The following is a 19,948-nucleotide window of genomic DNA, read 5'->3' as shown; positions in this document are numbered from 1 at the left end:
ACAAGGCAATGCATCCCGCAGGCCATAGCCTCGATGATAACGCCCGCGCCCAGCTCGCGGATCGAGGGAAAGATAAACCCGTCACAGCTGCGCATGAGGTCTGCCACTTCGGTCTGGGTCTTACGCCCCTCCATGGTGACGCAATTCTCAAGCCCGTGTTCGACAATCAACGCACGCATCCGCTCCTCTTCTGGGCCACTGCCCAAAATATGCAGATGATGCTCTCTCAAGACGGCGGAGGCGGCAAAGCTGCGGATCGGCAGCTCTGGAAGCTTGTAAGGCACAAGGCGCCCCGCATAGAGAAAATGCCGTTTGCCATCCGCCCCGCGCCGGCCCGCAGGCTTGGCCCCTTTGGCATGGAAAATGTCAGGGTCAAAGCCGATTTCGGGCACGCGAACAATGCGTGCATCCTCGACGCGGGTCAGGTCGGCTCGGGTCAAAGGCTGTCAGAACCGCCGCCGCGCGGTCATAGGTCGAGCGGGCAAAGGGCAGATATTTATAGAGGTTGCGTAGACCGCGCAGCTTTTCTTTCTCTCGTGCCTGCTCGGCTTGGAAGGCTTTGGGCCAGTCCAGATTGCCGTTGAGCGGCCCAATCAAAAAGGGAACCTTGAGCTTATGGGCGATATAGCTAGGCAAGGTCGGAGACATGGGCGTGATGCGGTGGACGATATCAAACTCGCCCGCCCCGAGTGCGGGCTTGAAGTGCTTCCAGACCTCGCGCTCAAAGGCGAGATACGGCAGGTAGCTCATCATCATGGAGGTTGACCACGCCACCTCCTCCCCGCCACGAAGCCAGCGCGCCAGTTTGAACATCGGGGCCGCGACGTATTCGGTGTCGAGATAAACAACATCCAGCCCATGGGCCGCCGCCTCGATATTTTCGCGGTTGCGCACATGGGTGGCGATCGTCACATCACAATGCGCCGCAATCGCGCGGGCATATTTATAGCCAACGATCGGCAACGAGGGCCACTCGGGGTTGCATTCATCCGCAAGGATCAGAACTTTCAAACGCTGGGTCATCATTACATCACAGTCTTGATTTTCATTTTCGCCCTGCGCACCTCGGGGACGTGGGCTTCTGTATAGCCCAGCAAAGCTCCGCAGAGCATCCATGTCAGGGGCGTAATCGTCGCGTTGGGCAAGAGATCAAACAGGTTAAACCCCAAAATAAGCGCCAATGCGCCCAAATAGGGCGAGGTATAGGTCTCTTTGGTGAGCACAAAACTGCGCGCAAACAAGACAAACAAAGGCCAGCTGAACAGCAAGAACTCTGCCAGATATCCAACCCAGCCAAATACCCCGATGGTGATAATCCAGCGCCCGTCTGTCACGGTGAGTAAAACGCCAGTGATCGGGTCAAGGATATGGTTGCGCCCCCAACTGCCCCAACCGAACACCGGCTTGAGAAGCGCACGGTCCAGAAGTACCCGCTCGTTATCAAAGCGAAACTTCAGCGAGCCCGAACGATCTTCGTCAAGCTCTGTAATTTTCTCAATAATCTCCTTTTCAGGAATCCACTCAAGACCCTTCATAATCGGATAGGTCACCGCCAGAAGCGCCAGAAGTGCAGCAAGGCGAAACTGCCAGAGGCGGTCCATAAACAGAACCATCGGCAAGAGCACCGCCGCATAAGCGATTGAGGCGACCGATTTACAGGCAATCATGATAAAGCCGAAGTAAACGCTGATCCCGCCATACCAGAGTTTGGGATTGCCCTTGGAATAGCGAAACAGCGCCACCGCGCAGCCCAGCATCATCATTGCAAAAAGTGCGACCCAGAGACCGTGATAGAGAAACACGATCGGACGGAAACCACCAAAGCGGATCAACTGGTCAAAGTTGTGCTGATAATACCCCCATATCCAGAGATTGAGCTGTGGGCTGAGGCGTATTTCGACCAGCATCAGGAGGGAATAGACAAGCCCCAGCGCCACAAAGGCAAAGAGTATATCGCGTTGGTCCGTCTCGCTGCGCAAGAAGCTATAGGCCATCACAAAGGGCATCAAAATCATACATTGCTGCACCATCAGCGCGATCGCTTCAACAATCCTCAATCCAGGCAGCCCGACCTGACCAAAAAAGATCGGTTCATCGTTGGTGAGCACAGTGGCCAGCGGGGTCACGATAAAGAGCAGCATCAAGCCCTTGGCAATATGGGAGCGGGGCAGATAGATCATATCCTCGTGATACATAAAGACGCAAAAGCCAAAGGCTGCCAAAGCCGCGATCGAGTCTTTGTCGAGCGGTGGCACTGCGGGAAAGTCAAACATAGCGGGCGGCGGCGGTAGGAAGAGATAGGCCAGCATAAGTGACCACAGCACAGCCCAGCCCACTGGCAACTTGCGAAACAAGACCAGAGAGACAAGCGGCCAGCTTGCCAGCGCAAGTAAAGCGAGTGCGTTTGGCATCTTTTCTTCAGCTTCCCGATCGCCCCCGACCCAAGCTTGTTTCGGTTTTATCAGCCAAATCTTAAGTTGTCGCTTATTTCTTCCCATTTGCCCCATTTTCGCCGACAATCGAGCACATTCTGGCCCACTGGTTCGATTAAGCCACCAACCAGTGAAACAAATAGACTGGCCTCATGAAAATAGCCTACCTTTGCGATATCAGCCCTGAACACAGCCAGCCTTATTCTGGTGGAAACGCGCGAATCTATCGCGCTCTTCAGGACCATGTCGGCGAAGTCGATATCCTGCCGCGGGCTTGGGGCGCTGCAGAGCCTTTACGCCGCGTGATCTATGCGCTGCCTGACGGGGTCAATCTGCGCCTGCGTTGGCGGCTTCATTTGCTTCTGGCGCGGATCATCTCGCGCTCTGTGACCGAGGCTTTGGCGGCCAAACATTATGATGTGGTTTTCGGTGCCTATTCCTTTCAGTCGATGGCGCAGCTCAAAACGCCCTACCCCATGCTCAAAGCCTTTACCTCTGATGCCAGCTTTACCGTTTACAAGCGCTCCGAGATCGGGGCGAGTTTCGGCTCCTCATGGGTGTCGCGCAGGCTTCTTGATCCGCTGACCTTGCGCGCGGAACGCAATATCTACCGCAAGCTTGATTTGGCGCTCTGGCCGTCTGACTGGCTTAAAGACGAGGCCGACCCGCTCTACGGCCTCAGCGAGAACCAGAGTGTTGTTGTGCCTTGGGGCGCCAATATTGATACACCAAAGGCGGAGACAAAGCCTTTGCGCCTGACACAAGAGACGCCCGTGAACTTGCTTGTTGTCGGGCGTGACTGGGTTTCAAAGGGCGGCCCGATTGCTTTTGAGACCCTGGCAAAGCTACGTGCACAAGGCGTCGATGTGCGGCTCACCGTGATCGGAACCACCCCGCCTGACTGTCACCTGAACCGATATGTGACAGTGCACCCGACCCTCGACAAAACAGTGCCGCGCGAACGGGCACTCTTTGAAGCGGCCTTTCGTCAGGCTCATTTTCTGGTGCAGCCCAGCTTTGAAAGCTGGGGCTTTGCCTTCTGTGAGGCCGCGGCCTACTCTTTGCCGTCCTTGTGCCTCGCTGTTGGCGGCGTGCCGGTGCAAGACGGGATCACCGGCCATAATCTGCCCCCAGGCGCGGGGGCCGCTGAATTTGCAGACATTATTTCAACCTATCTCAAGGACCCCGAGCGCTACGCCGCGCTCCGCCGCAGCGCGCGGGCTGATTTTGAAGAAAATCTCAATTGGGACGCATGGGGGCGCAAGGTTCATGATCTGTTTGACGCACGTCTCACGTCAGGCGAGCTGTCTGATCAGTAGCCCGTGCCGCGGACCACGACCCGCAACGTGCACAACATCACTTTCACATCCGTCCCAAAGGACAAAGACTTGTAATAGGCGGTGTCATATTCGGCGCGCTGTGGAAAGCTTGTTTCGTTGCGCTCAGACACTTGCCAATATCCCGTGATACCTGGGCGCATTTCGTAATAGGTCCGACCGGGGTAAAGATCTTCCTGACCAAGCATCATTGGGCGCGGCCCCACCAACGACATATGGCCCAGCAAGACATTTAACAGCTGTGGCAGCTCGTCGAGCGAAGATTTGCGCAGCACTTTTCCAAAAAAGGTGATCCGAGGATCAGCCTTTAGTTTCTGGTTTTCGTTCCATTCCGCCCGCGCCTCCGGCGTGCGGGCCAGATAGGCTTCAAGGATTTGATCCGCATCTGCAACCATCGTGCGCAACTTAAAGATCCGAAACAAACGCCCATTTCGGCCAATGCGCTTTTGGGAATAGATCGGAGCGCGCCCATCCAGCGCGATCAGAGCCATAAGGGGGAGCAAAATAACGAGCGCAGGAGCCGCCGCGACAAGCACCAAGACCACATCCAGAACACGTTTGCCGTAGGCGCGATACACGCCAGACAGATGCGCAACAGGGTTGGCGTCAAGCAACTCACGCAGCTCTGCAAGATTCAGTCGGCTCGACACACGTTCGTTCATCGTTACACCCTTGAGCCTTGCGCAAAAACGGCAAGACCTACTCGCTAAATACACTGCCAGTCGGAGGGACATTTTGTCAGGCGCAGAGAGGCTCTTTGGCGTCATCTGGGCGACCTGCTGCAATGTCTTCTGGTTTTCAAATGACGCCAGCGCGGCAGCTTTGCCGACGTCAAAAACCATAAGGTTGCGCGCTGTCCCCAAGCGCTTACCAGAGGGCCCATTTTTTGCCTTGGGCCTACCCAGTCTCTTTCTCTACGCCCCAGCCAGCTTCTGTGTCAATTCCTGATAAATTTTAGGAAACTCTTAGTTAACAGTGTTTTGCTCGGCCCACCTCACCTAGGATTGCAGTAAAGCCATCACGCACAACCAAGACGGGAAGTCGATCAACCGTTCTGTCACAGCCCCCAGCTTGCGTGCCAAATCCGTAAACCACAAAGCTGCGACAAATCTAGAAAGTCATAGATTGCGAAACAATCTCAGGGGAATTTCGAGATAGCCGCGTCACAGAAGACAATGCGCCATAATTTTTGTCATATCTGACGTTCTTTAGGCGCTTTGCCTCAACTCGCGCGCCGAAAGCACAGCCCTCACGACATCGGACACTCAGGCGTTTCCCGCCCCTGAAGGCAGGACATTGGACCGCAAAAAAGGCGTATGCCGAATGCGCAGCGGCGATGACGACCCCGCAAGACTGTATTGAGATTGGAAACACTGATTTTCCAGATCAGGCAAAGCCAGAAGCCAAACGCACGTTCAAACCTGCTGATTTGATTCGTATCTGCCCCGAGGGTCGCGTGAAATCCATCATCACCAGGATTATCTAAGTCCAGTTTGTCGCCGCCTTCAGGCCAGACTGCACTTAAAGCTCTATAATTTCAGAAGGTTACGGCACACATTAAACAAACGCTCCCTCCATTTCCCTTTGACGCGCAGGTGCGGGTCCGTCATCCTAGCCACAACAGGGCTGCATATCAGCGAATTAGAAAACGAAAGAGCCAATGGCCTCATCCAACCACACCAAAATCAAGGGCAAAGCACCTGCGCGCCCCTCTCCTCATGTCTCAGACGAGATCCGCAAAACAACTTGCTATATGTGCGCCTGCCGCTGTGGGATCAATGTTCATATGCAAAACGGCAAGGTGAAATATATCGAGGGCAACAAGGACCACCCCGTGAACAAGGGTGTGCTCTGCGCCAAGGGCTCGGCTGGCATTATGCAGCATTATGCACCCTCGCGTCTCAACGCGCCCATGAAACGTGTTGGCTCGCGTGGCTCTGGGCAGTTTGAAGAGATCAGCTGGGACGAGGCCTACAGCCTCGCGGAAAGCTGGCTGCGCCCGCTGCGCGAGAACGCGCCAGAAAAGCTCGCCTTCTTTACAGGGCGCGACCAATCCCAAAGCTTCACATCGCTCTGGGCACAAGCCTTTGGCACGCCCAACTACGCAGCCCACGGCGGCTTTTGCTCGGTCAACATGGCCGCCGCTGGTATCTATACAATGGGCGGCGCGTTCTGGGAGTTTGGCCAGCCCGACTGGGAGCGCACCAAAATGTTCATGATCTTCGGTGTCGCCGAAGACCACGACAGCAACCCCATCAAGATCGGCATCGGCAAGCTCAAGGCGCGCGGCGCGCGCATTGTCGGCGTCAACCCTGTGCGCTCGGGCTACAACGCTGTGGCCGATGACTGGGTCGGGATCACGCCCGGGACAGACGGGCTGTTTATCATGGCGATGATCCATGAACTCCTCAAAGCAGGGCAGATCGACCTCAATTATCTGACCCGCTACACCAACGCTGGCTTTCTCGTGAACTGCGCCGAAAGCGGGCCAAACAAGGGCCTGTTCCTGCGCGCCGAAAACGGCAAGGCGCAGGTGATTGACCGCGCCACAGGTAAGCTGGCCGATTATGACGCCAAGGGCGTGAAGCCCGCCCTCACAGGTCACCACCGCCATGCAGGCGACACCTACCGCCCCGCGTTTGAGCTTCTGGCCGAGCAATATATGAGCGAGGATTACGCGCCCGATGCTGTGGCCGAGCGCTGCGGAATTCCTGCTGCGCGCATCAAGGCGCTGGCAGCAGACCTTGCCCGCGTGGCCTTTGAAGAAGAGATCGTGATCGAGCAGCCGTGGACCGACTGGAAAGGCGAAAAGCACGCCCAGATGATCGGCCGCCCCGTGAGCTTTCACGCCATGCGCGGCATCTCGGCGCATTCCAACGGCTTCCAGACCTGTCGCGCGCTGCATATCCTGCAAATCCTGCTCGGGTCTGTCGAAGTCCCCGGCGGCTTTCGCTTTAAGCCGCCCTACCCCAAGCCGCCCGAAGCGCACCCCAAGCCGCACGCAGGCTACAAGGCGGGCCAGCCGCTTGACGGGCCGCACCTTGGCTATCCGATGGGGCCAGAGCACCTCTTGATTGACGACGAGGGCAACCCGAAGCGGATCGACAAGGCCTTCAGCTGGGAGAACCCGTTCAGCGCCCATGGCCTGATGCATATGGTGATTTCCAACGCTCATGCAGGCGTCCCTTACAAAATCGACACGTTGTTCATGTATATGGCCAATATGGCGTGGAACTCGTCGATGAACACCTCCTCGGTGATCGATATGCTCACAGACACCGACGAAAACGGCGACTACGTGATCCCGCATATCATCTACTCGGATGCCTATAGCTCCGAGACAGTGGCCTATGCCGACCTGATCCTGCCCGACACAACCTATCTTGAGCGCCACGACTGTATCTCGCTGCTGGACCGCCCGATTTGTGAGGCTGACGCCGCCGCCGACGCCATCCGCTGGCCCGTGGTGGAGCCTGATCGCAACGTAAAGGGCTTCCAATCTGCTCTATGTGATCTCGGAGCACGGCTTGGCTTGCCTGGCTTTGTCAACGAAGACGGCAGCCAGAAATATGCCGACTATGCCGACTACATTGTCAGCCACGAACGCCGCAAAGGCGTCGGCCCTCTCGCAGGCTTTCGAGGCAAAGACGGAACAAGCGAAGGGCGCGGCGCGCCGAACCCTGCACAGCTTGAGAAATATATTGAGAATGGTGGCTTCTGGGCGAGCCACCTGCCCGAGGAGGCGCAGTTTTATAAGCCTTGGAACCAAGCCTATCAGGATTGGGCTGTCAAAATCGGCCTCTTTGATGCGCCTGCGCCCTATGTCTTCAACCTCTACCTTGAACCTATGCGCAAGATGCAACTTGCCGCCGAAGGCCATGGCGAGCGCCAGCCGCCAGAGCATCTGCGCGCGCGTATGATCGAAACCATGACACCCCTGCCGCATTGGTATGCCCCGTTTGAGCAAAGCCAGGTGGCCGAAGAAGACTACCCGCTTCACGCGCTCACCCAGCGCCCGATGCATATGTATCACTCATGGGGCAGCCAGAACGCATGGCTGCGCCAGATCACAGGGGTGAACAAGCTCTTCATCCCGGGCGCGCTCTGGGACGAACACGGCTTTGCCGAGGGCGATTGGGCCTATGTCACCTCGCCCCATGGCCGCATCAAAGCGCCCGTCGCACGGATGGATGGCGTCAATGGCAAGACCATCTGGACGTGGAACGCGATTGGCAAAAAGCGTGGCGCTTGGGCGCTCTCTGAGAATGCACAGGAGGCCACAGAGGGCTTCTTGATGAACCACCTCATCAGCGAACTTCTGCCGCCAAAGGGCGATGGGCTTCGCTGGGCCAACTCCGACCCCATCACAGGCCAAGCCGCATGGTTTGACTTGCGTGTGCGGATCGAGAAAGCCCCCAAAGGCGGGCCATCAGAGCCGGCCTTGAGCGCACAGGAAAGCCCCGTGGGCGTTGGGGCGAAAAACATCAGCTATGGGGAAGACTTCTGATGCGCATTCATTCGATTAAAGGTGGCGGCGGGCTGAAGCTCCATGTCACAGACCAAGGCCCCGAGGATGCGCCCGCGCTTTTGTTGATCCACGGATGGGCGCAGCATTCTGTCGCTTGGGCGGCGCAGGCTCCCTTGGCGGAGCGCTTCCGCGTCGTCGCGCTTGATCTGCGCGGCCATGGCAGCTCAGAGGCGCCCCAAGATGTCGCGGCTTATGACAAGACTGCCCTTTGGGGCGATGACATCCACGCCATCATCACCGAACTGGGCCTCAAGCAAACAGTGCTTGTCGGCTGGTCCTATGGCGCGCGGGTGATTGCCTCCTATATCGCCACCCACGGCCAAGACGCGATTGCAGGGGTCGTGCCTGTCGGTGGAGTGATCGCCATTGGCGAAGCGCGCGAGCCTTGGATGATGGGAAATGGTAGCCCCGCGAGAAACAAAGACCTCTACACGTCTGATCAGGCCCGCCTGCTCACAGCAACCGCGCAATTTGTCGACCAATGCACCTATGCGCCCCTTCCGCGCGAAATCTACGGCACACTTGTCGGCGCAAATATGCTGGTCAGCCCCTTGGTGCGCCGCGCGCTCTTTGAAGGCACACTTGACTGCCGCCCCGTCTGGGAAAGCTTCACCAAACCCGCGCTTGTCATTCATGGCGCAAACGACAGCATTGTCGCCCCCGTCGTCGGAGAAACCGCCGCCAACACCTTCCCCAAAGGGCGCCTGTCTCTCTGGGACAAGACGGGCCACGCGCCCTTTGCCGAAGACCCCGAACGCTTCAACACAGAGCTGGCCGCTTTTGCCGAGCACGCCGCAGAACTCCAAAATGAGGAGGCCGCATGACCTCTCTGCCACAGACCACCGAGAAAAAGCTCGGCCTTGTCATTGATCTGGATACCTGCGTGGGCTGTCATGCCTGTGTCGTGTCCTGCAAGGAATGGAACACTTCAAACTACGGCGCGCCCCTGTCAGACATTGACGCCTACGGCGCGGAGCCACACGGCACCTTCCTCAACCGCGTGCACAGCTTTGAAGCGCAGCCCGAAAGCGGCTGTAGCCAAACCGTGCATTTCCCCAAATCCTGCCTCCATTGCGAGGACGCCCCCTGCGTCACAGTCTGCCCGACAGGCGCAAGCTACAAGCGCGAGGAAGACGGGATCGTTCTGGTCAACGAGGATGATTGCATGGGCTGTGGCCTCTGCGCTTGGTCTTGCCCCTATGGCGCACGTGAGCTGGATGAAATCTTCGGTGTGATGAAAAAATGCACCCTGTGCGTGGACCGTATCTACAACGACAACATCCCCGAGGAAGATCGTGTCCCCTCCTGTGTGCGCACCTGCCCGTCAAACGCCCGCCACTTCGGCGATTTGGGCGACCCCGAGAGCGATGTCTCAAAGCTCGTTGCCGCGCGCGAGGGCTTTGACCTTATGCCAGAACTTGGAACAAAACCTGTGAACAAATACTTGCCACCCCGCCTCAAGGATCAGCCCTCCAAGGCGGAGCTCACGCCACAACACACTGACGCCAAAGGCCTTTTTGCATGGCTTGATAAAGCGCTGGAGAAACTCTGATGCACCCAGCTCCTTCCGTTATTGCCTTCACAACCCTCTCTGGCCTCGGCTTTGGTCTATTGGCCTTTCTCGGCCTTGGCCTGCCGCCTGTCACAGGCTGGGTGTCTTTCGTATTTTTCTTCCTTGGCTACGCGCTCGCCGTCGGCGGGCTGCTCGCCTCGGTTGCGCATCTGGCCAATCCGAAGAACGCCATCAAAGCCTTCAGCCAGTGGCGCTCCAGCTGGCTCTCGCGAGAAGGGATCGCCGCTGTCGCTGCGCTTTCGGTGATGGCTGTCTTCGCAATTGCCTTGATTTTCTTTGACATAAGACTGCGCCTTGTCGGCCTTCTCGGCGCGCTGCTCTGTCTGACGACCGTTTTCACAACATCAATGATTTACACCCAGCTCAAAACAGTCCCACGCTGGAATATGTGGACTACCCCGCCCGTCTTCATGCTGCATTGCCTTGGCGGCGGGGCCTTGCTCGCAGGCCAACCACGTCTGGCCGCTATTTTGCTCGCCCTCTTGGGCGCGCTCATGGTCTGGGCGTGGATCGAAGGCGACGAGAAGGGCCGCGCAGGCTCGACCATGGAAACCGCAACAGGACTGGGCCGCATCGGCAAGGTCCGCCTACTCGAGCCGCCACATTCCGGCGAGAACTATCTTCTCAAGGAAATGGCCTATCAAGTTGGGCGCAAACACGCGGTGAAGCTGCGCGTCCTTGCGCTAGCACTTGGAATTGTCGTGCCTGTGCTGCTGATGCTCTTCTTGCCTGTCACGCATTTTACAGCTTTTGTGGCAATCATAGCGCATCTCGTCGGGATTTTCGCAGGCCGCTGGCTCTTTTTTGCCGAGGCCGAACACGTGCAAGCGCTTTACTACGGCAGATAACCGACCGCGCGGTTGACTTTTAACGTTACACGCGACACCTTCGCCTGAAACGGCCCAGAAGGAGCGCTCATATGTCTGTTGTCACCACCCAAATGCACGGCGACATCGCTGTCGTGACCATCGACAACCCGCCAGTCAACGCAGCCTCCCAAGCCGTGCGCCAAGGGCTGATGGACGCGCTTCTTGCCACCGAGGCAAGCAAACCGGCCGCCGTGGTGCTCGCCTGCGCAGGGCGCACCTTTGTCGCGGGCGCAGACATCCGCGAGTTTGACAAACCCTTCCTAGAGCCAGGACTGCCCGAGCTGCTCAACGCAATCGAAGCTGCGACGCGGCCTTGGGTTGCCGCCATTCATGGCACCGCCCTTGGCGGCGGCTGCGAGCTGGCGCTGGCCTGTTCTCACCGTATCGGGGCCGCCACAGCCAAAATCGGCCTGCCCGAAGTCAACCTAGGCCTGATCCCTGGCGCAGGCGGAACCGTGCGCCTGCCCCGCCTGATTGCCCCCGTCGAGGCCGCGCGCCTCGCCGTCACAGGAAAACCGATTGGCGCGAGCGAGGCTCACAAGCTCGGCCTGTTTGATGTCATCGCAGAGGGCGAATTGCTCGACGCCGCCATCACTTTGGCCCGAGACGCCGCGAGCAAGCCCCTGCCTGAGGCCCTGCTCACCCGCCAAGCGCCAGAGGTGGGCCGCGCCATATGGGACGCAGCCATCAGCAAACTTACCGCCAAAGCGCGCGGGCAGCACTCGCCGCATGAAGTCGCCGCCGCCGTGCGTGATGCACTCGACCATGACGGCCCCGACGCTCTCAAGCTTGAGCGCGAGCGCTTCATGCGCCTCAAAGGCTCAGAACAATCCGCAGCACTCCGCTACATTTTTTTCGCCGAGCGCAGCGTCGGCAAATCCCCACGCACCAAGGGTGTCGCCCCCCGCCCACTCGCTCAGATCGGCGTGATCGGCGGCGGAACCATGGGCGCAGGGATTGCCGCTGCCGCGTTGCTTGCAGGCCTTAAGGTCCAGATGATTGAACGCGACCAAGACGCCGCCAATGCGGGCGCGGCCCGTGTTGAAGGCATCCTCGGCGGCTCGCTCAAGCGCGGGCTGATTTCTGAGGCCAAACACGCAGCCCTCCTTGCCAGCTTCAACGCCGCGAGCGACTATAGCGCGCTAGCGCAAACTGACCTCGTGATTGAAGCCGTTTTTGAAGACATAGACGTGAAAAAAAAGGTCTTCGCCGCGCTTGAAGCCGCTTGCAAGCCAGAGGCCGTGCTTGCCACCAACACCTCCTATCTCGACGTGAACGAGATCGCGCAGAGCGTAGCAAACCCCTCGCGCGTCATTGGCCTGCACTTCTTCTCACCTGCGCATATCATGAAACTCTTGGAGATTGTCGTGCCCGAAGCCGTGGCCGACGATGTGCTTGCCACCGCCATTCAGCTTGCCAAAGCTCTGCGCAAACTGCCTGTTCTGGCAGGGGTTTGCGACGGGTTTATCGCCAATCGCATCATGTCCTCCTACCGCCGCGAAGCGGATTACCTCTTGGAAGACGGCGCCCTCCCCCATGAGGTCGACGCCGCCATGCGCGCCTTTGGAATGCCAATGGGTGTCTTTGAAATGCAAGACCTAGCGGGGCTTGATATCGGCTGGGCCGCCCGCAAACGCCGCGCAGCAAACCGCCCCACAAGCGAGCGCTATGTCGAAATCGCCAATCATATCTGCGAGGCAGGCCACTTTGGCCGCAAAACGGGCCGCGGCTGGTATCTCTATGGCGCAGATGGAAAACCCACACGCAACCCAGAGGTCGAAGCACTAATCGTAGCGGAATCGGCCCGCAAAGGCATCACGCGCCAGAGCTTTTCTGAGGACGCGCTGATGGCGCGCATCCTCGCCTGTATGCAAAGCGAAGGTGCCGCTCTTCTGGCCGAAGGCATTGCCGCCAGCCGCGAAGATATCGACGTGACCATGGTCAACGCCTTTGGCTTCCCGCGCTGGATGGGCGGGCCGATGTTTATGCGTGACGCCTAGGCGCGCAGGGCATCTACCTCGGCCAGCACCTCGGCCAGCGTTTCAAGGATCATATCGACGCCCTCTGCATCAATCGTGAGCGGCGGGCGAATTTTCAGGATGTTGTCATGCGGCCCTTCACAGCCGAGCAATATCCGATGCGCGCGCATACGGTTTTTCACATACTCCGCCACCTCCGTGGCAGGCGTGCGCAAGTCTCTGTCGCTCACCAGATCCACCCCGATAAACAACCCATAGCCACGCACATCGCCAATAACGGCGTGTTTGACCTGCAAGGCGCGCAGCCCATCGGCCAAGCGATTGCCCATCACACGCGCCTTCTCCATCAGGCTCTCATCCTCAACGATATCAAGCACCTCTGCCCCGATACGGCAGGAAAGCGTTGAGCCACCGAAGGTCGAGAAATATTCTGGACCCTTCGCAAAAGCCTCCGAAATCGCGCGGGTCGTCACCACAACACCAATCGGGTGACCATTGCCAATCGGCTTCCCCAGAACAACGATATCGGGCAAAGCGCCCTGCTCTTCAAAGCCGAAGTAATACTCCCCAAGCCGCCCCAGCCCCGTCTGGACCTCATCAGCAATACAAATACCGCCCGCCGCGCGGATATGCTCATAAACCGCTGGCAAATACCCTTTCGGCGGAATGATCTGTCCGCCAACGCTGGGAAAGGTCTCGGCGATAAAGCCCGCAAGCTTGCCGCCCTTGGCCTTGATGCGCGCAATCGCTTCGCCCACGTCAGCCGCATATTTCTCAGCGCGCGCAGGATCATCGCGCCGATACCGCCCACGATAGTCATCGGCCACATCCACAAGCTCGACCCAGTCGGGCTGCCCCACGCCGCCCTTGGCGTTGAATTTATAGGCCGAGATGTCAATCGCCCCCGTGGTGTTGCCATGATAGCCGTGATCGGGCGTAATCATGTCGCGCCCGCCCGTCACGGCGCGTGCAAGCCGCAGCGCCAACTCGTTAGCCTCCGAACCCGAGTTGACGAAATAACAGACCTCCAGCCCTTCAGGCATCTTGGCTTTGATCTTCTCGGCAAAGGCCACCTGCGCGGGATGCAAATAGCGCGTGTTGGAGTTCATCCGCTTGAGCTGATCCGCCGCCACAGCCTGAATGCGCGGATGGGCATGGCCCACATGGGGCACGTTGTTATAGGCGTCCAAGTATGGCCGCCCCCATTCGTCAAACAAGTGATGCTTCCAGCCCCGCAACAGCATCACAGGCTCGGCATAAGACAGCTTCAGATTGGGGGCAAAATGCGCGCCTCGCCCCACCTGCACCTCGGCCTTGTCGCGCGTCACATAGCCAGTCTTCTCGTCTGGCAAGTTCAAAAGCGCCGCAGGGTTCGGGCAGACCGCGCCCCAAAGATACATCTCGTCAGGGTCTGCCACACCGGGCCAGTCGCCGCCCATCCCATCGGTCGTCAACGCGAGTTGAAAGTGCACGTGCGGAGCCCATCCGCCTGATTGGGTCTTGTCGCCCAAATGCGCCAGAAGCGCGCCTTTTGCGACGGTATCCCCGACAGACAGCCGCGCGCATATTTCAGGGTTGAGATGGCCGTAAAGCGTATAGAAGCTGTCGCCCGCAGGTGTGGCGTGCTCAAGGATGACGACGCCGCCGTAATCAAGATGCGCGGGGCGGTATTCGACCAGATGAACCCGCCCCTCAAGCGGCGCATAAATCTTTGTCTGCGCAGCAGCAAAGCCATCCACCGCAATGTGAACGGTGCGGCGGTTTGAAGCCTTCCACCGCCCACGGCGAAAGAACGGCGCTGTATAAATCAGCCGAGGCTCGTTGTAATAGCCAAGCCAGATCCCGCCTTCGATGTCGTATTCTGTGCCCACGACAGCCGCCTCTTCAAGCGGCAGATCAAACGGGTTGATCGGGCTGGTCGAGTTTTCAACAGAGAGCGAGCCCATGGGCGCATCGCTCAGATCCTCGCCAAAGAGCGGGGCAAAATTGCCGCGCTCGCTCTCGATCCACGCCATGACGTGTGGCGCCGCCTCAACCACAGCCAAACCACAAGCCGCCCGAAGACGCGCGCGCAGAAGCCCTGTGTCTTCGATTTCGCGCTCCAGAAAAGCCCAAGCAGGCGCTTGCGAAATCAGCACATAAGGGTCATCAGGCGTTTCTTTTGCCATCAGTGTGGAGTTGACCACACTCACGGCAAGCCGCATCCGCAAGAGCGGCCAAAGCAGATCGAGCTCCGCCCCTGTCAGCGGATAGGCGGCGTGATAGCCCGCCACCGCCGCCGCCAACGCCTGCTCGGGCGCATCTTGATCGAGCACCAGATAGGCACAAGCAATCGCAAGGTCGCAAATCCTCGGGCTTGCGCACATATCACCCAGATCAATCAGCCCCGTGATATGCGGCGCACGCTGGAGCGAGCTGCTTACCAATATGTTATAATCATTAAGATCGTTGTGAATGGCCACCTGTGGCAAGGCCGTGAGTGCGGGCAAAATAGCTTCATATTGCGCCATAATCTCAGCGAGCAAAGCCCGCCGCTCAGGCTGCGCTATGATGTCAAGCGCGCCGCTAATCCACCCCGCCTGCATCAAGTTCCACTTGAAGTCACGCTCCAAAGCGGGATGCTCAAAATCAGCCAGAGCACGATCCATCGCGCCAAGCTTTGCGCCCACCTCACCGACAAGCGCGAGCGATTTGGGGCGCGTCTCTGCATAAACACGGCCCTCACATTTCTCCAACAGCCAGACGAGGCGCGCCTCGCCCGCCTCATCGATTACTGTGGCATACTGCGCGCCTGAAGAGGTCTTCACCACATGGGGAAGAGGCACCTCAGGTGCTTTCGCAGCGATATGCTCAAAAGCGTTACACTGAAGCGCAACAAACGCCGCCTCACAGCCCGCTCGCATGACCTTGAGCACATAGCCCTGCCCCGCCGCCTCCGCGAGAAAGTTGAGGTCATATTCGCCGTCAAGCTGCGTCAGCTTGGCCTCAATTGTCCAATGTTGCTTTAGCGCCACCTGCCAAAATCTGCTCATGGTCTCTCCCCCAACTCAATATTTCCGCGAGAAAACCACAGCCCCGCAGACAGCGCCAGCCCCAGACACCAAAGATGAACGCAAGACGACATATTTCTATTTGTCTTCTGCGCGTTCTGCGGCAAAGCTGCCCAAAGAGACAGCCACCCGACCCAGCCTTGAAAGGCCCTCCATGGACCGCGCCGAAATCGTTCACACAAATTTTCTCACACGCGTGGCCGCTGAAGACTTTCCAAGCGGCAAACCTGCGACAGATGCGCTGTCCAAGGCCGAGGCCGCGGGCCTCTTTCGCACCCAATGCCTCAGCCGCGCGCTCGACCGCACCAGCCGCGCCATGCAAAAGGCAGGTCAGGGTTTTTACACTATTGGCTCTTCAGGCCATGAGGGCATGGCCGCCGTGGCCGCCGCCCTTCGCCCCGATGACATGGCCTTCCTGCACTATCGCGACGCCGCCTTTCAACTGGCGCGCGCCGAGCAGGTGCCGGGCCAATCCGCGCTCTGGGATATGCTCCTGTCTTTTGCCTGCTCCTCGGAAGATCCGATTTCAGGCGGGCGCCACAAGGTGCTTGGCTCACGCGCACTCATGATTCCGCCCCAAACCTCAACCATCGCCAGCCACCTGCCCAAAGCCGTGGGCGCAGCCTATAGCGTCGGCCTTGCCCGCCGCCATCCGCCAGAGCACCAGCTCTTGCCAGAAGACGCCATCGTTGCCTGCTCCTTTGGCGATGCTTCCGCCAATCATTCCACGGCTCAAGGCGCGTTTAATACGGCGGGTTGGGCCTCCTATCAATCAAGCCCCCTGCCGCTTCTCTTTATCTGCGAAGACAACGGCATTGGCATCTCGACCCCAACGCCAGAGGGCTGGATCGCCGCCAGCTTTCAAAACCGCCCAGGGCTGAAGTATTTTCACGGTGATGCGCTTGATCTCTATGATGCTTACGCGGCCGCCCAGCGTGCCGCAAACTATGTGCGCCGCCGCCGCAAACCTGCTGTCCTTCATCTGCGAACGGTGCGCCTCTATGGCCACGCGGGAGCGGATATGCCCACAAGCTATATGTCCAAAACCGCTGTCGAGGCCGAAGAAGCCAATGATCCGCTGCTGCATTCTGTGCGACTCCTCTCCGAAGCAGGCGTACTCACGCCTTCGCAAGCACTTGAAATATATACCGAAACGCTAGAGCGCGTCACGCGCACCGCGGCCGAAGCCGTCAAACGCCCGCGCCTTGCCACCGCGCGCGATGTCATGGCGTCTCTCATCCCGCCAAAACGTGCGGTCGCCCCGAGCAACGGCCCGAGCGCCGAGGCTCGCGCCACCGCATTTGGCAACGATATGAATGCAATGGACAAGCCACAGCCCATGTCACGCCTGATCAACTGGGCGCTGACAGACCTCATGCTCGCCCATGAAGAGGTCGTGCTCTGCGGCGAAGATATCGGGCGCAAGGGCGGCGTCTACGGCGTGACCCAACGCTTACAGCAGCGCTTTGGCGAAGACCGGGTGATCGATACATTGCTGGATGAACAATCTATCCTTGGCCTCGCCATTGGCATGGCCCAAAACGGCTTTGTTCCCGTACCTGAAATCCAGTTTCTCGCTTACTTACACAACGCCGAAGACCAGCTGCGCGGCGAAGCGGCCACCTTGCCGTTCTTCTCTAACGGCCAGTTCACAAACCCCATGGTGCTGCGCATCGCGGGGCTTGGCTATCAAAAAGGCTTTGGCGGGCACTTCCACAACGACAACTCTATCGCCGTTCTGCGCGATATCCCCGGTGTGATTATCGCCTGCCCCTCCACAGGCGCGGATGCCGCAAAAATGCTGCGCGAATGCGTCCGCCTTGCGCGCGAAGAGCAGCGCATGGTTGTCTTTCTCGAGCCAATCGCGCTTTACCCCATGCGCGACGTGCAGACAGACGGAGATAACGCATGGATGTGCAGCTACCCTGCTCCCGATCAAAGCATCGCCTTGGGCCAGATCGGCGAGTATGGCACAGGCACCGACCTTGCCATCGTGACCTATGGCAACGGCCATTATCTCTCCCGAAAAGCCGAGGCCGATCTGCGCGCCAAGGGCATTGATCTCAAAATCATTGATCTGCGCTGGCTTGCCCCCCTGCCCGAAGACGTCCTCCTTGCCGCCACCAAAGACTGCAAGAACATCCTGATCGTGGATGAATGCCGCCGCACCGGCGGACAGGCCGAGGCCCTGATGGCGCTCTTTTCCGAGGCAGGTCACAGCCGTATTGCCCGTGTGACCGCCGAAGACAGCTTCATTGCCACAGGCCCCGCCTACGGCGCAACCCTACCAGATGAAGCCCAGATCATCGCCGCCACCGAGGCCCTTGTGCTATGAGGCGCGCCGTGGTCATCTGTCCGGGGCGCGGCACCTATAACACACCCGAACTGGGCAGCCTCGCGCGGCTCAACCCCGACAAAGTCGCACTGTTTAAAGGCTTTGATGCGCTCCGCCGTGAAAACGGCCAAGAGACGCTCACAGAGCTTGACGGCGCGTCGCGCTATTCTATCGCCAAACATACCCGCGGCGACAATGCCTCAGCCCTGATCTATGCCGCGAGCTACGCCGATTTCCTCTCGCTGAAAGACATTGATGTCGTCGCTGTGACAGGCAACTCCATGGGCTGGTATACCACACTCGCCTGCGCAGGCGCTCTGAGCGCCAATCAGGGCTTCAAGCTTGTGAACACCATGGGCCAGATGATGCAGGACAGCCTCATCGGCGGGCAGCTAGTCTACCCGATCACTGACGACACATGGCAGCCAGACCCCAGCCAGCGCGCCGATGTGATAACGCTTGTGACCGAGATCGCCAACCAAGCCGATCATAGCCTCGCCCTCTCGATTGACCTCGGCGGGATGCTCGTGCTCGCAGGCAATGAAGCAGGCCTTGCCGCTTTCTCAGATCGCGCCTCCCCTCAGGGGCAGTTCCCGCTGCGCCTGCACAACCACGCGGCCTTTCACACTGCCCTACAAGAGCCGGTTTCGCGCGCCGCCCAGCAACGCTTTGATCCTGCGATGTTTGAGCAGCCCGACATCCCCATGATCGACGGGCGCGGCGCGATCTGGTGGCCCCATGCCACGGATAGGAAAGCGCTCCATAGCTACACCCTCGGCCACCAAGTCGTTGAACCCTACGATTTTGCCAAAGCCGTCACAATCGCCGCCCGCGAATTCGCCCCAGATGTCTTTATTGTCCTCGGCCCAGGCACAACCCTCGGCGGCGCCGTCGCTCAATCGCTTATCTCTTCTGCATGGCAGGGAATGCGTTCAAAATCAGACTTCCAAACGCGCCAGTCCGAAACCACCCTGCTCACAGCCATGGGCCGCCCAGACCAACGCCAACAGGTCACAGCCTAAACCGCGACACATGATATCCCGCCATAAATTAAAAAGTAATGGCGGAGACGAAGTCCCCAACACCAAACTCTACATAGATCCGATAAAATCTACTTTTATGGGTTAAATATCCCACCTTAAGCCAATATTAGTCCATCCAGCTCTATTAAGGTCTACTATAATATGCTACTTTGTTGTGGGTAGGTTTGCGGGTAGGAGTAATGGAGTGGCGTTTCTTAAATCAGCACGCAGCGTCGAGACAGTTACCGACGCAGGGTATCATCGCTGCGACCGGGGACTGTACCTGCAGGTCACCAAGAGTGGCACCAAGTCTTGGCTCTTCCGCTACAAATCTCCATTGACCGCAAAGCAGCGTGAGATGGGCCTCGGACCTCTCAGCTTGGTTTCTCTAGCGGCAGCACGGGAGCTCACCATCGAATGCCGACGGCAACTCCTCAGTGGGCTTGATCCTCTAGAGGAGCGCAAACAAGTCAAACGCGCCCAACAGTTAGCCCAAGCAAAGTCGATCACATTCCAAGAAGCGGCAGAGAAGTGCATTGAGAGCAAAAAGCCCGAATGGAAAAACGCAAAGCATGCTCAGCAATGGTCCAATACCCTCACCACATACGCCTATCCAATCTTCGGCGATATTGCAGTAGCCGACGTAGACACAGACCTCGTACTAAAGGCTATCGAACCAATATGGATCTCTAAAGCTGAGACGGCGAGCAGAGTAAGACAGCGCATTGAAACAGTCTTGGATTGGGCACGCGCACGGGGTTATGCCGAAGGCGAGAACCCGGCACGCCTACGCGGCCATCTAGACAACATCTTAGCCAAGACG

At 58.6% G+C, this 19,948-nt stretch carries 14 protein-coding genes; 9 read left to right on the top strand and 5 right to left on the bottom strand.

The window, feature by feature from the left end:
- The 3 genes from ACTF58_RS12070 to ACTF58_RS12060 form a co-directional block, all read right to left on the bottom strand.
- Positions 1–392: glycosyltransferase (locus ACTF58_RS12070; protein ID WP_438992224.1), on the bottom strand; the 392-nt coding region annotated here is incomplete at its 3' end.
- A complete protein-coding gene (locus ACTF58_RS12065) occupies positions 373–1,023 on the bottom strand; it encodes a hypothetical protein (protein WP_438992223.1) in 651 nt (216 codons plus the stop codon). The genes ACTF58_RS12070 and ACTF58_RS12065, both read right to left, overlap by 20 nt.
- 2 nt (positions 1,024–1,025) lie before the next feature.
- Complete coding sequence (locus tag ACTF58_RS12060) at positions 1,026–2,411, bottom strand: hypothetical protein (protein ID WP_438992222.1); 1,386 nt, start codon at positions 2,409–2,411, stop codon at positions 1,026–1,028.
- A gap of 173 nt (positions 2,412–2,584) precedes the next feature.
- On the opposite strand from ACTF58_RS12060, the gene ACTF58_RS12055 reads away from it, so the two are divergent.
- Positions 2,585–3,751, top strand: a complete 1,167-nt coding sequence (locus ACTF58_RS12055) for a glycosyltransferase family 4 protein (RefSeq protein WP_438992221.1) — start codon at positions 2,585–2,587, stop codon at positions 3,749–3,751.
- On the opposite strand, the gene ACTF58_RS12050 is transcribed toward ACTF58_RS12055, so the two are convergent.
- Positions 3,745–4,431 carry a sugar transferase gene (locus tag ACTF58_RS12050; protein ID WP_438992220.1) on the bottom strand — a complete coding sequence of 229 codons (687 nt, stop codon included), beginning with the start codon at positions 4,429–4,431 and terminating at the stop codon, positions 3,745–3,747. The genes ACTF58_RS12055 and ACTF58_RS12050 overlap by 7 nt on opposite strands.
- A gap of 998 nt (positions 4,432–5,429) precedes the next feature.
- On the opposite strand from ACTF58_RS12050, the gene ACTF58_RS12045 reads away from it, so the two are divergent.
- The 5 genes from ACTF58_RS12045 (at position 5,430) to ACTF58_RS12025 (ending at position 12,739) form a co-directional block, all read left to right on the top strand.
- A complete protein-coding gene (locus tag ACTF58_RS12045) occupies positions 5,430–8,276 on the top strand; it encodes a molybdopterin oxidoreductase family protein (RefSeq protein WP_438992219.1) in 2,847 nt (948 codons plus the stop codon).
- Positions 8,276–9,121: an alpha/beta fold hydrolase gene (locus tag ACTF58_RS12040; protein ID WP_438992218.1), complete on the top strand. Its 846-nt coding sequence runs from the start codon at positions 8,276–8,278 to the stop codon at positions 9,119–9,121. Before ACTF58_RS12045 ends, ACTF58_RS12040 begins: the two co-directional genes overlap by 1 nt.
- Complete coding sequence (locus ACTF58_RS12035; protein WP_438992217.1) at positions 9,118–9,849, top strand: 4Fe-4S dicluster domain-containing protein; 732 nt, start codon at positions 9,118–9,120, stop codon at positions 9,847–9,849. Before ACTF58_RS12040 ends, ACTF58_RS12035 begins: the two co-directional genes overlap by 4 nt.
- Positions 9,849–10,718, top strand: coding sequence for a dimethyl sulfoxide reductase anchor subunit family protein (locus ACTF58_RS12030; protein ID WP_438992216.1), 870 nt, complete (start codon positions 9,849–9,851; stop codon positions 10,716–10,718). Before ACTF58_RS12035 ends, ACTF58_RS12030 begins: the two co-directional genes overlap by 1 nt.
- A 71-nt stretch (positions 10,719–10,789) precedes the next feature.
- Positions 10,790–12,739, top strand: a complete 1,950-nt coding sequence (locus ACTF58_RS12025) for a 3-hydroxyacyl-CoA dehydrogenase NAD-binding domain-containing protein (RefSeq protein WP_438992215.1) — start codon at positions 10,790–10,792, stop codon at positions 12,737–12,739.
- Here the strand turns inward: ACTF58_RS12025 and ACTF58_RS12020 are convergent.
- Positions 12,736–15,750, bottom strand: coding sequence for an aminotransferase class III-fold pyridoxal phosphate-dependent enzyme (locus ACTF58_RS12020; RefSeq protein ID WP_438992214.1), 3,015 nt, complete (start codon positions 15,748–15,750; stop codon positions 12,736–12,738). The two genes, ACTF58_RS12025 and ACTF58_RS12020, sit on opposite strands and share 4 nt — an antisense overlap.
- A gap of 172 nt (positions 15,751–15,922) precedes the next feature.
- On the opposite strand from ACTF58_RS12020, the gene ACTF58_RS12015 reads away from it, so the two are divergent.
- The 3 genes from ACTF58_RS12015 to ACTF58_RS12005 all read left to right on the top strand — a co-directional run.
- Positions 15,923–18,103 carry a thiamine pyrophosphate-dependent enzyme gene (locus ACTF58_RS12015; RefSeq protein ID WP_438992213.1) on the top strand — a complete coding sequence of 727 codons (2,181 nt, stop codon included), beginning with the start codon at positions 15,923–15,925 and terminating at the stop codon, positions 18,101–18,103.
- Positions 18,100–19,125 (top strand): ACP S-malonyltransferase, encoded by a 1,026-nt coding sequence (locus ACTF58_RS12010; RefSeq protein WP_438992212.1) that lies wholly within the window; start codon positions 18,100–18,102, stop codon positions 19,123–19,125. The genes ACTF58_RS12015 and ACTF58_RS12010 overlap by 4 nt, the downstream gene beginning before the upstream one ends.
- A 205-nt stretch (positions 19,126–19,330) precedes the next feature.
- Positions 19,331–19,948: tyrosine-type recombinase/integrase (locus ACTF58_RS12005; RefSeq protein ID WP_438992211.1), on the top strand; the 618-nt coding region annotated here is incomplete at its 3' end.

Origin of the sequence: Lentibacter sp., from assembly GCF_965657785.1 — a bacterium.
In the GTDB taxonomy this organism is placed as follows: domain Bacteria; phylum Pseudomonadota; class Alphaproteobacteria; order Rhodobacterales; family Rhodobacteraceae; genus Lentibacter.
This window is presented reverse-complemented; position numbering and strand designations above follow the sequence as displayed.